Here is a 14,571-nt window from a genome sequence, read left to right as displayed (position 1 = left end):
GGCGCCAGCGCTAACGCAAGCTGCTGGAACCTGCCCTATGTTGGCCCTCGTCCGGATCGCACTCTCGCGTCCCCTTACTTTCATCGTCCTCGCGCTGTTTATCCTGCTGGTCGGGCCATTGGCCGCCTTGCGCACGCCCACGGATATCTTCCCGAACATCGGCATCCCGGTGATCAGTGTGGTGTGGACCTACAACGGTCTTTCGCCCAGCGACATGTCGGGCCGCGTGATCTACTACTACGAGCGCTCGCTCAGCTCCTCGGTCAACGACATCGAACACATCGAATCAGAATCGCTGCCGGGCATTGGCGTGGTGAAGATCTTCTTCCAGCCGAGCGTGGATATTCGCACGGCCACGGCGCAGGTCACGTCGATCTCGCAGACGGTGCTCAAGCAGATGCCGCCCGGCATCACGCCGCCGCAGATCATCAATTACAACGCTTCTACCGTGCCGATCCTGCAGTTGGCGCTTTCCAGCAACAAGCTTTCCGAGCAGCAGATTCTCGACACCGCCCAGAACTTCATCCGTCCAGCGCTGACCAATGTGGCCGGCGTGGCGATTCCGACGCCTTACGGTGGCAAGAATCGCGAAGTGATGCTCGATCTCGATCCGCAGGCGCTGGCCGCCAAGGGCCTGTCCGCCCAGGACGTCGGCGATGCACTGGCCGCGCAGAACCAGATCGTGCCGGTGGGTGACATCAAGATCGGCCAGGACGATTACATGGTGCAGCTCAACGATAGCCCGGAGGCGATTGAAGAGCTGAACAACCTGCCAATCAAGACGGTCAATGGCGCCACCATCACCATCGGTCAGGTTGCGCACGTACGTGATGGTTCGCCACCGCAGCAGAACATCGTGCGCGTAGATGGCCATCGCGCCGTGCTGATGTCTGCACTCAAGAACGGCAACGCCTCAACGCTGGCGGTCGTGGCTGGCATCAAGAACATGCTGCCGCTGATCGAGGAAACCACGCCGTCGTCGCTGAAAATCAAGGCACTCGGCGATCAATCGGTGTTTGTGAAAGCAGCGGTGACGTCGGTGGCACGCGAAGGCATCATTGCCGCCTGCCTGACCTCGCTGATGATCCTGATCTTCCTGGGCAGCTGGCGTTCGACGGTGATCATCGCGGTTTCGATTCCGCTTGCGGTGCTGTCGGCCATCGCATTGCTGGCCACTTTCGGGCAAACGCTTAACGTGATGACCCTCGGTGGCCTCGCGCTGGCAGTGGGTATTCTCGTGGACGACGCTACGGTGACCATCGAGAACATCAACTGGCATCTGGAACAAGGCAAGGATGTCGAAACGGCGATCATGGATGGCGCCAAACAGATTGTGACGCCAGCTTTTGTTTCGCTGCTTTGCATCTGTATCGTGTTCGTGCCGATGTTCATGCTCGAAGGCATCGCAGGCTTCCTGTTCCGCCCGATGGCATTGGCGGTGATCTTTGCGATGATCTCCTCGTTCGTGCTGTCGCGCACCCTGGTGCCGACCATGGCGATGTATCTTCTCAAGCCGCATGTCATGGAAAGCGGTGAAGGTCATCATCCGGAAGACCCGTTTATCAACAAGCACGAAGGTGATCAGCATCCGCCGATACGCCGCAGCTCCCTGCGCCGCGCGCTGGTGAATTTCCAGCAAGGATTCGAGCGCCGCTTCTCCAGCATCCGCGATGCTTACTACGGCACGCTGGCCCTCGCACTATCTACGCGCAAGAAGTTCGTGCTCGGGTTCCTTGGATTTGTGGTGGCTTCGTTCGCGCTGGTGCCGTTCCTGGGACGCGACTTTTTCCCCAGTACGGACGCAGGCGCGATTGCTTTGCACGTGCGCGCGCCGGTTGGTACGCGCATCGAGGATACAGCGGCAGAATTCGATCGCATCGAGAACGCCATACGCAAGGTGATTCCGCCGTCGCAGCTGGACAACATCATCGACAACATCGGCTTGCCGATCAGCGGCATCAACATGGTGTACAGCAACACCGGCACGATCGGTCCGCAGGATGGCGATATCCAGATCTTGCTCAAGGAAGGTCACGCTCCCACCGACGAATTCGTCAAGAAGCTGCGCAGCGTGCTACCCCACCAGTTTCCTGGTACGGACTTTGCGTTCTTGCCCGCGGACATGGCCAGTCAGATCCTTAACTTCGGTGCGCCCGCGCCGCTGGATGTAAAGATCGCGGGACGCAATCTGCAAGCCAACCAGGCCTATGCGATCCAGATCATGCGCCGCATGCAGAGCATTCCTGGCATTGCCGACGTGCGTTTGCAGCAGTCGACCGGTCAGCCGCAACTGAACGTCAATGTCGACCGCGTGCGCGCCGACCAGCTCGGCATTACCGAGAAGGACGTCACCGACAGCATGGTGGCTTCGCTGGCCGGCAGTTCGCAGGTTGCACCGACCTTCTGGCTCAACCCGCGGACCGGTGTGTCCTACGCAGTGGTGGCGCAAACGCCGCAGTACAACATGGATAGCATGGCGCAATTGCAGAGCTTGCCGGTGACATCGGCAAGCACCGGTGCGCAGCAGACGCTTGGTGCGTTGGCCTCGATCACGCGTACGGATACGCCGGCGATCGTGACGCACTACAACATCGCACCGTCTTTCGATATCTACGCTGCCGTGCAAGGACGCGATCTTGGTGCGGTGTCTTCCGGCATCCAGAAGGTGCTCAACGATTTCGCCAAGGATCGCCCGAAAGGCACGACGGTCGGCCTTTATGGTCAGGTCACCGCCATGAATACGGCTTTCTCCGGCCTGCTATTCGGCCTGTTGGCAGCGATCGTGCTGATCTACATGCTGATCGTGGTGAACTTCCAGTCGTGGCTCGATCCGTTCGTGATTATCACGGCGTTGCCTGCTGCGTTGGCTGGCATCGTGTGGATGCTGTTTGCCACGCACACCACGCTATCGGTACCTGCCCTGACCGGCGCCATCATGTGCATGGGCGTGGCCACCGCCAACTCCATTCTGGTGGTGAGCTTTGCCCGCGAACGCCTGGCCGAACATGGCGATGCGATGAAAGCGGCGCTGGAAGCCGGCTTCACCCGTTTCCGCCCGGTTTGCATGACCGCGCTGGCGATGATCATCGGCATGCTGCCGATGGCGCTGACGCAAGAGCAGAACTCGCCGCTCGGCCGCGCGGTGATTGGCGGTCTGCTGTTTGCCACCGCCGCCACCTTGCTGTTCGTGCCGGTGATTTTCAGCATCGTGCATGGCCGCGAACAAACTTCTTCCGAATCCGAACCTGCCGCAGGAATTCCCCATGTCGCATAACCCTGCACCCGTGCAAGTCGCGGCGCGCCCGCCGCGCTTGAAAAAGCTCAGTATCTTTGGCGCCATTGCGGCCGTGCTGATTGTCGGCGGTGGCCTGGCGATCCGCTATCACGATCATCATGAACTCGTGCAATGGACCGATGCGCAGCTGATTCCCACCGTGCGCCTGGCGCCGCCATCGGATCCCGACAAGACGCATGTGATTACGCTGCCTGGTCACCTGGAAGCGTGGTACAGCTCACCCATCCATGCACGCGTCAGCGGTTACCTGAAGAATTGGTACAAGGATATCGGTGACAAAGTGAAAGCCGGCGAAGTGCTGGCCACGGTCGACACGCCCGAGCTGGATCAGCAGTTGGAGCAGGCCAAGGCCGTACTGGTCAAGGCACAGGCCGATGCCAATCTCGCCAACATCACTTCGCGGCGTTGGCAGCACCTGCTGACTTCCGATTCGGTGTCCAAGCAGGAGGTCGACGAGAAAATCGGCGAAGCTCAGGCGGCGCAAGCGACAGTGCTGGCAGCCAAGGCCGATGTGGATCGCCTGGACGCGCTGGAAACCTTCAAGAAAATCGTTGCACCCTTCAATGGCCTGGTGACGGCGCGCCATACCGACGTGGGCGATTTGATCACCGCCAACAACGACAGCAGCAACCAGGAATTGTTTACGGTTTCCGATACCAGCCACATGCGCTTGTATGTGCCGATTCCGGAAGTGGATGCCGGCGGTATCAAGCCTGGTATGAAGGTGAACTTGAGCGTGCCCGAACACCCGGGCCGCACGTTCGAGGCCACCTTGCTCGGTAACTCCGGTGCCATCAACCAGACTTCCGGCAGCATGCTGGCGCAGTTCGAGGCCGATAACACCGACGGTGCCTTGAAGCCGGGTGATTACGCTGATGTGAAGCTCGCACTGGAAACCAATCCCAACCTGATCAGCGTGCCAGCCAGCGCACTTATCTTCCGCGCGCATGGAGCGCAGGTAGCGGTGTTCGGGCCTGATAGCCGTGCGCATTTGCGCGATGTGCATATCGGAATGGACCTTGGGCAGACCTTGTTGATCGATCAAGGTCTGACGCAAAGCGACCGTGTCATTGAGAATCCACCCGATTCGCTGATGAATGGCGATCGGGTGCAACTCGATACCAGCGACAACGGGGCTGCCGTCGAGGCAGCTACGGAGAAGGGTCATGAAACTGCACGTTGATCGTCTGTTAGCCGTTGCCGCCGCCGTCGCGATGCTGGGCGGCTGCTCGCTGGCGCCGACTTATCACACGCCTTCGTTGCCACCGATGCCCGCTTCCTTCAAGGAAGCGGGCACGGCATGGAAAGTCGCGCAGCCTTCGGATGAACTACCGCGCGGCAGCTGGTGGGCGTTGTATGACGATCGCCAGCTGGGTCAACTGGAGTCGAAACTTGATGCGGACAATCCGAGCCTTGCCGCAGCACTGGCGCGCTACGACACGGCGCGTGCTTTCGAAAGCCAGTTGCGTTCGGGCATGTTCCCCAGTTTGGATTTCGCCGCCAATCCGGAGCGCGCGCGCCAGTCGGATAACCGTCCCCTGCGTGGCAGCGATCAGCCCAATGAGTACGACAGCGACACGGTAGGTGTCGGCGTCAATTATGACCTCGATCTGTGGGGTCGCATTCGCAACGAAGTCAGTCAGGGACATGCGTTGTCGCAAGCAGCGCAAGCCGATCTTGCTTCAGCCAAGCTCAGTCTGGAAGCACAACTGGCCGATGACTACGTGCGCTTGCGTGGATACGACATTCAGGACGGCATTCTCAATAGCACGTTGAAGGCGTACGAGCGCGCGCTGGAACTGACCGAAAACCGACACGAAGGCGGTATCGCATCGGGCATGGATGTGTCGCGCGCGCAGGCGCAATTGCATGACGCGCAAGCACAGGTGACGGAAGTGCAAGCTCAGCGCGCGCTGACTGAGCATGCTATTGCTGCACTCGTTGGCGAGCCCGCTTCGAGTTTCTCGCTGGAGTCGGATCCGCAGCAGTTGCAGTTGCCTGTCACACCGCCGGGGCTGCCCTCTACGTTGCTTGAACGTCGGCCCGATATTGCCTCGGCGGAACGGCGCGTGTTTGCGGCCAATGCGGGTATCGGCGTCGCGCGCGCGGCGTTCTTTCCCGATCTGAGCCTGTCGGGTGGTTATGGTTTTCAGAACACTGGCTTCGGCAATCTTCTTTCCATGGGCAACCGCTTTTGGGCGCTGGGGCCACTGGCTACGCTGAATCTGTTTGATGCCGGCTTGCGTCGTGCTCAGTTGCGCCAGGCGCATGCGGAATTTGCCGAGGCATCGGCGGATTACCGGCAGACCGTGCTGACGGCATTTCGTCAGGTGGAAGATAACCTTGTGCTGCTGCGCGATCTGGGTACCGAGGCCAATCAGGAAGACGAGGCGGAGGTCGCGGCGCAAAAGACTTTGACCATTGCTACCAATCGTTATCGCGAAGGCATCGTCAACTATCTGGAAGTGGTGACAGCACAGACCGCAGCTTTATCAGCACAACGCGATGCAGAGGCGATTCGTACGCGGCGCCTGCAAGCGAGCGTGAACCTGATTCGCGCGCTGGGTGGTGGATGGACGCGCGATGCGGCTGGTTTTGATGGCAGGACGGTTGCGCAGGCGGCTGAAAAAACGTCGACGCAATGATCGTCGGCGTTCGTGATGATCCAGATATCTCTGGAAACGCCTAATCGCGTGTCAATACAAATCGACCGGATCCACATCCAGCGACCAGCGCACCTTGCGTGCGCTCGGCAGCTGCGCAAGTTGCAATGACCACGGCCGCACTGCCGCATGCAGATGACGGCGTGTGGTCGATTCGATCAGCAACTGCCCGCGCTGGCGCCCTGCGCGCAATGGCATCGGCGCTGGCATGGGGCCCGCAATTTGCAAGGTATCCGTATCGGGTAACGCGGCACGTGCTTCGCCCAGGAAGGCGTCAACGGTCATACGCTCATGCGCTTCAGCGCGCAGCAACACCTGATGACCAAACGGCGGTAAGCCGGTTTGATGGCGTTCGACCAGCAAGTCTTTGGCGGCCGCTGCGTAGCCTTGCGACAGCAAGCTGCGTAGCAGGGGATGATCCGGGTGGTGTGTCTGCAGCAGCACGCGGCCGGGTTTGCTGGCGCGTCCGGCACGTCCGGCCACTTGCACCACCAGCTGTGCCAGTCGTTCGCCGGCGCGGAAATCTACGCTGAGCAAACCTTCATCCACGCCCACAATAGCGACGAGCGTCAGATTGGGCAGATCGTGGCCTTTGGCCAGCATTTGTGTGCCAACCAGAATGACGGGCGCATCGGCTTGCAGGTTGGCGAGCAGCTGTTCGAAGGCATCGCGGCGGCGTGTGGTTTCGCGGTCGATGCGCAACACCGGTGTTTGCGGAAAATGCGCGGTGAGCGCTTCTTCCAACCGTTCGGTGCCTTGGCCCTGGGGTTTCAGTTCGTTGCTGCCGCAAGCCGGGCAGGTGGTGGGTATGGCGGATTGATGATCGCAGTGGTGGCAGATCAGCCGCCGCCACGCAGCGTGCAAGGTCATCGGATGTTCGCAGCGCGGACATTCCGCATGCCAGCCGCAGCTATGGCACAGCAACACGGGTGCGTAACCGCGACGGTTGCGAAACACCAATACCTGTTCGCCGCGCGCCACGGTTTCGCCGACGGTATGCAGCAGCGCAGGCGAAAGACCATGTTCCAGCCGTTGCGCACGCATATCGATGATCTGCACCTGCGGCGGTCGCACCGCACTTGGCCGCGAGCGCAGATGCAGCGCCTGATAGCGGCCTGCTTCGACATTGGCCAGGCTTTCCAGCGATGGCGTGGCAGAACCCAGCATCACCGGCACGTTGAGCGCGCGTCCGCGGACCAGCGCGAGGTCACGGGCGTGATAGCGGAAGCCTTCCTGCTGCTTGTAAGCACCATCGTGTTCTTCGTCTACGATGATCAGTCCCGCTTGCGGCAGCGGGGTGAATACGGCGGAACGTGTACCAAGAACGACTTTCGATTCGCCCGAGCGCATTCGCAGCCAGGCGCGTGCGCGTTCGCCTTCGGCCAGATTGGAATGCAGGACCTCGACCGGTACGCCGAGGCGTTCGCGCAATCGGCGCACGGTTTGTGGGGCGAGGCCTATTTCCGGCACCAGCAGCAGCGTTTGCTTGTCCTGCGCCAGTGCTTGTTCGATCAAGGCGAGGTAGACCTCGGTCTTGCCGCTGCCCGTGATGCCGTCGAGCAGGAACGGCTGGAACCGATCGAAGGCGGCGGCGACCGCGCTCACGGCCGCTTCTTGTTCGGGGTGCAAGACGGGGGGCCGCAGCGATGGCTGGGGCATTGGCGACATGGCCAGTTCGCCGCGCTCAATCAGACCTGCATCAGCCAGTCGCCGCGCCGCCGCACGCCAGTCGGGCAATGCCAGATCCAGCTCGGTGGCTGATTGCGGACCTTCGGCTAGTACTTGCAGCAGCGCACGGCTTCCGCCGCGCCGGCTGCCGGCATCCAGTGCGCTTAAGCCCGCGATGGTGAGTTGCCACGCCGGTTCGCGGGTTTCCGGTAAAGGTTTGTCTTCGCGCAACAGCAGCGGCAGCGCGTTGGCGTAGGCTTCGCCGGGCGCGCCAAGCCAGTAGTCGGCAGCCCAGGCCAGTGTCTGCATCAATTCGGCATCGAGCAGCGGAGCATCATCGAGTACGCGCGACACACGTTTGAGCCGCGCGCTGCCTACGTTTGAGTCGACGTCGGTTTCCACCACAACGCCAACCGCTTTGCCGCGTCCGAACGGCACGAGCACACGACTGCCCGCGACGGCCTGGCCGCTTGCCGGCGGCAGGTAGTCGAACAGGGTGGGCAGAGGTACCGGCAGAGCGATACGAAGGACGGATGGCATGGATGTCGGGTGCGCGCGGTACCGGTTCGAGTGTATCGCGAGCCTTACTAAAACCCGCGAAGGATGTTGCGCTGGGCGCTTGCCTGCGAATGCTTCCTTGTCATCTAGGAACGGCGGCTAAGTGGCTCAACCAAACGTGGTTTTTCCCTTATCCACAAGAGCTGTGGATAAGTCTGTGGATGTGACGTTGAGAGTGTGCGTTAACGCGCATTAGAACGGACGTTGTGACAGGCTGTTCAAGTTTTGATCAGTTAAAAATAGTTATGTATATCAATGCCTTGAAGGATGCCGTCGATTTTATCCTTGTTCCGCGCCCGGACTTGACACGCAGATATGTCAATACCTTGACGCTGTGTAAAACCGGCCTTTTGCCACCTGAAAAATGACAATCAATGGGCCAGGCCAAGTACCGCGGCCATGGCCAGGGCCAGCGACAACAACCATATGTAAGCCCAGCCGATCAGTAGGAATTTTACGATCGTCATGACCCAGCCCTGGCGGTAGATCCGCTTTTGCATGACCAGCAGGTAAGCCGGCACCCAGACCATCAGCGCCCCTTGGCCAAAACCCAGCACCCAGCCGGTCCACGCCGCGTGTGGCTTGAGCCAGGTGGAAAGCATCCCGGCCACGATGATCAGCAACAGACTCAGGAAGATGAAGGCATGGCTATGCAGGGCGACGATCAGATGCTCCATGTAGAGCCGGCGCTTGAAGATGTAGACCAGTGTCAGCAGCAGCGCGAAGGTCGGGATCAGCACCAGCATGGTGCCGGGCAAGGCGCCGAATACGTTGGTGATCAGGCGCTCGCGGGCTTCCTGGCGCTCAGCCGGATTGCCCTTGAATACGGCTTCCACATTATCGTGCATGTGCTGGCCCAGCTGGGTAAGCCGTTGGTTGGCTGAGGCTGGCAGCCATGGGATGTTGACCGGATCGACCGTGTTACGGTCTTCGTCCTTCTTGGGTGTTGATGCCGTCGCTTGCGTTGCCGCTGTCGACGCAGCAGAAGCGGGCATGCCCAGCTCGGTCAGACGCTGCCTGGCGTTGTCGCGGCTTTGCTGTTCGTTGCTGTCGATCTGGGTGGCGATGGCGGCATTGTTACCGGCTTGTGCATTGGCGGCGCGTGCGGCCTCCAGGCTGGCCAGCTTGCGGGCCAGGTCCTTCTGCACCTCATCGGCGCTGTCGTCATCTTCAAAGTCGCTGGGAGAACCGGTAATCAGTGCGTGCTGGTGGCGCTGGTCGACGCGTGCGGAGATCACGTCCGCCGCCAAGTGCAAGGTGAAGAACGACAACAGGCACAGCACGAACATCAGCCGGAACGGCGCGATGTAACGCACGCGCCGGCCGCTGAAATATTCCAGCGTCAGGAAGCCGGGCTTGAGGAACAGCGGTGGCACGGTATGCAGGATGCGCCCGTCGATGTGCAGGAACATCTCGAAAAACTCTTCGACCAGGCCGTGCACCGGGCGCAGCACGCTGTGCACCGATTGGCCGCAATGGTGGCAAAACTCGCCTTCCAACGGCGTCGTGCAATTGGTGCACTTGATGCCCTCGAACGAGGTCAATTCCTTCATATCCCATCCCCATGGTTAGGCTTGGGATCTTGGCATATGTGTCTTGCGTTTACCGCTGTTCCTCGCAAGAACGTGGGGTGGCGGGTGTACCATATCGGGCTACGGAGAATCCATCCCATGCCCCCGTTTCATCTCGACCGTGCGAGAGTGTCGCGAGAGATTGGCGCTACCGTGCGCCTTGCCCTGCCACTGATCTTCGCCCAGCTTGCTGCCGTCGGCAGCAATGTGATCGATGCTGTTTTGGCCGGTCACGTAAGTGCGCACGTACTCGGCGCGGTGGCGGTAGGCGCCAGCATCTGGTCGCTGGCGATTGTGCTGGGCATCGGCATGATGATGTCGGTGCCGCCATCCATTTCGCAGCTTGATGGCGCCGGTCGCCGGCACGAAGCCGGGCTGGTGTTCCATCAGGCGATCTGGCTGGCGCTGGGAATGGGTGTGGTGCTGTGGTTTGCGGTGCGCCATGCCGAACCGCTGATCAAGCTGATCGGCGTATCGCCCGGGCTTTATACGGATGTGGGTGAGTTCCTTCGCGCGATCAGTTGGGGTGCGCCCGCGCTCACCTGTTATTTCGCCTTGCGTGGATTGTCGGAAGGTCTGTCGATGACCCGGCCGTCGATGTACTTCAGCTTTGGTGGCCTGGTGCTGCTGGTGCCGCTGGGTTACATCTTCATGTTCGGCAAGCTGGGCCTGCCACCGCAAGGTGCGCGTGGCTGCGGTATCGCGACGGCCACGGTGCTGTGGCTCGAGATGCTGGCGTTTACCCTTTACATCCTGTGCCATCGCAATTATCGCGGGCTTGGATTGTTCCAGCATTTTGAATGGCCGAATTTGCAGCGCATCGGCGCGCTGATGCATATCGGCTTGCCAATGGCGATCACCCTGCTGGCAGAGGGCGGCCTGTTTGTGGCTGCCGCACTTCTGATCGGCACGATGGGCGAAGATATGGTGGCCAGCCATCAGGTGGCGCTCAATGTGGCAGCGTTGTTCTTTATGATTCCGCTGGGCCTGGCGATGGCCATTACGGTGCGGGTCGGCAATGCAGTGGGGCGGGGCGACCCTTCCGGGGTGCGTTACGCCGGGTTCTGCGGCATTGGCCTGACCCTGGTGACCCAGTTGTTTTCAGCGGGGCTGATGCTGGGCTTCCCACACGCGATCGCGTCGCTTTACACCCACGACAAGACGGTGATTGCCCTGGCTTCGCAACTGCTGTTGCTGGCCGGGCTGTTCCAGTTTTCCGACGGCATCCAGGTGGCTTCCAACGGTGCCCTGCGCGGTCTGAAGGATACCCGTGTGCCGATGGCGATCACGCTGTTTGCCTACTGGATGGTGGGCATGCCGGTGGGCTGGTGGCTGGCCTTCCATCTGGACCTGGGGGCGCGCGGCATCTGGATGGGCCTGATTGCAGGTCTGAGCGTGGCCGCGGTGTTGCTGTTCGCACGCTTCTGGATCAGTTCGCGCCGTCACCTGGCCGGGACGTTTGGCCCTGTTGCATCGGCCACCGCGGATGCCACGATTCCCTCATGACCTGAGCCGCGCAAACCGCTACGCTGAAACCGTAGACAGGCTCTAAGTCAACCCAAAGGAACCGATTGATTTATGACGACACCACCGCCCATGCGCCAGTCACCGCAACCGAACGGATTCTGGACCTTTCTGCGCGTGTTCGGGCGCGGGCTCAACATCGTCAGACTGGTCCTGATCAACCTGGTGTTCTTCGGGTTCCTCTTCCTGTTTATGCTGTTGATTCTGGGTATCGGTGCCGCCAAGCGCAGCAGTGATATTCAGGACAGCAGTGTGCTGGTGCTCAAGCCGGAAGGGCGGCTGGTCGAGCAGTACAGCATCAATCCGATGCAGCGCGCGATATCCAAACTTTCCGGCGACGAGCCGAAGGAAGTGCAGCTGCGTGATTTGACCGGCGCCATCGATGCGGCGGCGAAAGACCCACGCATCACGCGCATCGTGCTCAATCCAGACCAACTGCAGAGCAGTGGCTTTGCCGCACTGACCGAAGTGGGCGCGGCGCTGGACCGGTTCCGTGCCTCGGGCAAGCCGGTGGTGGCATGGGCATCCAGCCTGGATCAGTACCAATACCTGCTTGCCGCGCATGCAGATCGCATCCTGCTCGATCCGCAGGGTGGCTTGCTTATCACTGGCTTGGCGAACTATCGCCTGTTCTACAAGGATCTGCTCGACAAGTTGGGTGTGGATGTTCACCTGTTCCGCGTCGGCCAGTTCAAGAGTGCGGCGGAGCCTTTCATCCTGGATCACGCTTCGCCGGAATCCAAGGAAGCGGACAGCTACTGGATGGGTGGCTTGTGGGATGGCTACATCAATACCATCGCCAAACTGCGCAAGTTGGATCCGAATGTGGTGCGCGCGGATATCAACGAACTGCCGGACCGCATTGCTTCCACTCAGGGTGATCTGGCCAAGCTCGCGCTTGATGAGCATCTGATCGACGGTCTTGCTACGCGCGATGAATTGATCGAAACCTTGCGTTCGCAAGGCGTACCCGCTGGCAAGGATGGCCACGGCATCCGCGGCGTGAATCTGGATCGCTACGCCGCCAATATACCCAGCCGCAACAAGCTCACAGGTTCGGGTGTCACCGTGGTGGTGGCGGAAGGCGAGATTACCTCGGGCGAACAGCCAGCCGGTTCGATCGGCGGCGAATCCACTGCGGCATTGATTCGCAGCGCGCGTGAAGACAAGCGTACCAAGGCACTGGTGCTGCGCGTGAACTCGCCAGGTGGCGAAGTGTATGCCGCCGAAGAAATCCGCCGCGAAGTGGAACAGACGCGCAAGGCTGGCATTCCGGTGATTGTGTCGATGGGAGATGTGGCAGCCAGCGGCGGTTACTGGATCTCGATGAATGCCGACAAGATCTATGCCGAGCCCAACACCATTACCGGCTCGATCGGCATCTTCGGCATGTATTACACCATTCCCAACACGCTGGCCAAGCTAGGCATCAACAGCGATGGCGTGGGTACGTCACCGCTGGCGGGAGCGTTCGATATCAGCCGTCCGCTTGATCCGAAGATCGCCGGGGTGATTCAGTCGGTGATCAACAAGGGCTATCACGATTTCGTGGGCGGCGTAGCGCAGGCGCGCGGCAAGGATTACGCCGCGATCGATGCCATTGCGCAGGGACGGGTGTGGACCGGCGATCAGGCTATGCAGCGAGGCCTGGTGGATCAGCTCGGCGGCTTTGATGCGGCCGTTTCCGAAGCCGCGGATCTTGCGCATCTGGGCAAGGATTACGCCGTGCGTTATCAGGAAAAGCCGCTGGGTGCTTTCGAGCGCTTTGTCGTCAGCCTCAATCAGAGCGCGATGGTGTCGTCGCTGCAGAGCTATGGCGTGAAACTGCCGAGCTGGGTGGCGCAATTGCCCATGCTCGCGCCGGAGCTGCAGATGCTGCGCACGTCACAGGCGGGGCAGCCGAATGTGTATTCGTATTGTTTCTGCTCAGCGCACTGATGTTGCTTTGCCCCCTCTCTCCTTTGGGGAGAGGGCTGGGGTGAGGGGCCAAGGCTTGCGATCAGCTTTATAAGAGCGACGCTTCGATTGAGGTGTTTGGCAAGAATGTTCCCCTCACCCTAACCCTCTCCCCGGAGGGGGAGGGAATCAGAAATCGGTGGTCGTCAGTATCACACCACATCAGCGCTGTAGTACTCGCCTTGCCGTCCCACTCGTATGCGCATGCCGAACGCATCGCTGAGACCGGCATCGGTCAGCACATCCGCCTTGCTGCCTTCGTGTAACAGCTTGCCCTCACGCAGCAGCAACACGTGATCGATCTCCGGCAGGATCTCTTCCACGTGATGTGTCACGAGCAATAGCGTGGTGCCGTGTCGGGCAAGCTGGCGCAGGCTTTCCAGGAAGCGTCGGCGGCTGGCCGGATCGAGTCCGGCACAAGGCTCGTCCAGCAGCAAGGCGCGTGGGCGATAAACCAGTGCACGCGCAATGAGCACACGCCGTGCTTCGCCGGTGGAAAGGCTGGCCATCTCGCGGCCGATCAGTGGCGTGGCCTCCATGTGCGCGAGCGCTTCAAGCGCACGTTCGCGCATATCCGGTGTGACTTGGTGATTGAGACCAAGGCCGCGCGCTGCAAAGAAACCGGAGACAACGGCATCGAACACTTCCAGTGGCGTGTCGCTGGTGTAATCCAGTTGCATTGCGGGCGAAACGATGCCAATCAGGCTGCGCAATTCGCTGACGCTCCAGCGATCACGGCCAAACACACGGATCACCGGCGTGCTGTCGCCACGCGCCAGGGGATAGAGCTGGCGCGAAATAAGCCGGATCAAGGTCGATTTGCCTGAGCCATTCGCGCCAAGGATCGCGGTATGTTGGCCGATCGCAAGGCGGAGGCTGAGTTGATCGAGAATCAGCCGCTCTCCACGCAGGACGCTGGCTTCGTGGATCTCCAGCAGGGGAGTGGAGGTGTCGGTGATATGGGTGCTATCGGGACTCATGCCTGAACCATGCCTGCAAGGTGCTTGCGTGGCAAGTCTGGACGTCCATGCGTCCGTTAGCGATTTTTACTGCGTCTGCTGCTCGATCTGCTTGTCCTGGTCAGCGGCCTGCTTGTTCACGATTTTTTGCACATCCTTGGCGCGCTGTTCGTCCTGCTTCATGCCACTCCAGGGTACAGACACGCTGGCGGCGGCCGAAGGATCGGACTGGGGTGTCGGTGGCTTGCCCGTGCAGGCGGCAAGGCTGATCAGGCACAACAGGCTGAGAACGGCTTTCATGGCGATGACCTTGCATGTACCCATGGGCAAGTGTCCCGCGGCAAGGCGCCTGGGACAAGCTGTTCCTGTAAGCTTTA

General features: G+C 60.7%; 9 protein-coding genes. 5 read left to right on the top strand and 4 right to left on the bottom strand.

The genetic code is table 11. The features are described from left to right. The first annotated feature begins 37 nt into the window (after positions 1-37). Genes ISN74_RS17460 through ISN74_RS17450 form a run of 3 tightly spaced genes read left to right on the top strand, consistent with a single transcriptional unit; the run spans position 38 to position 5,940 of the window. Complete coding sequence (locus ISN74_RS17460) at positions 38-3,274, top strand: efflux RND transporter permease subunit (protein WP_188800431.1); 3,237 nt, start codon at positions 38-40, stop codon at positions 3,272-3,274. Beyond that, complete coding sequence (locus tag ISN74_RS17455; protein WP_188800430.1) at positions 3,264-4,478, top strand: efflux RND transporter periplasmic adaptor subunit; 1,215 nt, start codon at positions 3,264-3,266, stop codon at positions 4,476-4,478. Before ISN74_RS17460 ends, ISN74_RS17455 begins: the two co-directional genes overlap by 11 nt. Beyond that, positions 4,462-5,940 (top strand): efflux transporter outer membrane subunit, encoded by a 1,479-nt coding sequence (locus ISN74_RS17450; RefSeq protein WP_188800429.1) that lies wholly within the window; start codon positions 4,462-4,464, stop codon positions 5,938-5,940. Before ISN74_RS17455 ends, ISN74_RS17450 begins: the two co-directional genes overlap by 17 nt. A gap of 51 nt (positions 5,941-5,991) precedes the next feature. Here ISN74_RS17450 and ISN74_RS17445 read toward each other — a convergent pair whose 3' ends face one another. Beyond that, positions 5,992-8,166, bottom strand: coding sequence for a primosomal protein N' (locus ISN74_RS17445; RefSeq protein ID WP_188800428.1), 2,175 nt, complete (start codon positions 8,164-8,166; stop codon positions 5,992-5,994). A gap of 389 nt (positions 8,167-8,555) precedes the next feature. Next, the gene (locus ISN74_RS17440) at positions 8,556-9,737 is read right to left on the bottom strand and encodes a DUF3667 domain-containing protein (protein WP_188800427.1); all 1,182 of its coding nucleotides are present in this window, start codon (positions 9,735-9,737) and stop codon (positions 8,556-8,558) included. Positions 9,738-9,854: 117 nt separating this feature from the next. Between ISN74_RS17440 and ISN74_RS17435 the strand changes: the two genes are divergently transcribed. Both ISN74_RS17435 and sppA read left to right on the top strand, forming a co-directional pair. Continuing rightward, positions 9,855-11,261 carry an MATE family efflux transporter gene (locus tag ISN74_RS17435; RefSeq protein ID WP_188800426.1) on the top strand — a complete coding sequence of 469 codons (1,407 nt, stop codon included), beginning with the start codon at positions 9,855-9,857 and terminating at the stop codon, positions 11,259-11,261. Positions 11,262-11,333: 72 nt separating this feature from the next. Then, positions 11,334-13,217, top strand: coding sequence for a signal peptide peptidase SppA (gene sppA / locus ISN74_RS17430; protein ID WP_188800425.1), 1,884 nt, complete (start codon positions 11,334-11,336; stop codon positions 13,215-13,217). A 170-nt stretch (positions 13,218-13,387) separates the two neighbouring features. On the opposite strand, the gene ISN74_RS17425 is transcribed toward sppA, so the two are convergent. Continuing rightward, complete coding sequence (locus tag ISN74_RS17425; protein WP_188800424.1) at positions 13,388-14,215, bottom strand: ABC transporter ATP-binding protein; 828 nt, start codon at positions 14,213-14,215, stop codon at positions 13,388-13,390. Positions 14,216-14,281: 66 nt separating this feature from the next. Next, positions 14,282-14,494, bottom strand: a complete 213-nt coding sequence (locus ISN74_RS17420; RefSeq protein WP_188800423.1) for a hypothetical protein — start codon at positions 14,492-14,494, stop codon at positions 14,282-14,284. Between the last annotated feature and the right edge of the window lie 77 nt (positions 14,495-14,571).

It is taken from the genome of Dyella caseinilytica (assembly GCF_016865235.1).
Taxonomy (GTDB): domain Bacteria; phylum Pseudomonadota; class Gammaproteobacteria; order Xanthomonadales; family Rhodanobacteraceae; genus Dyella_B; species Dyella_B caseinilytica.
The sequence above is the reverse complement of the archived record's forward strand: the minus strand, read 5'-3'. Positions and strand labels throughout refer to the sequence as shown.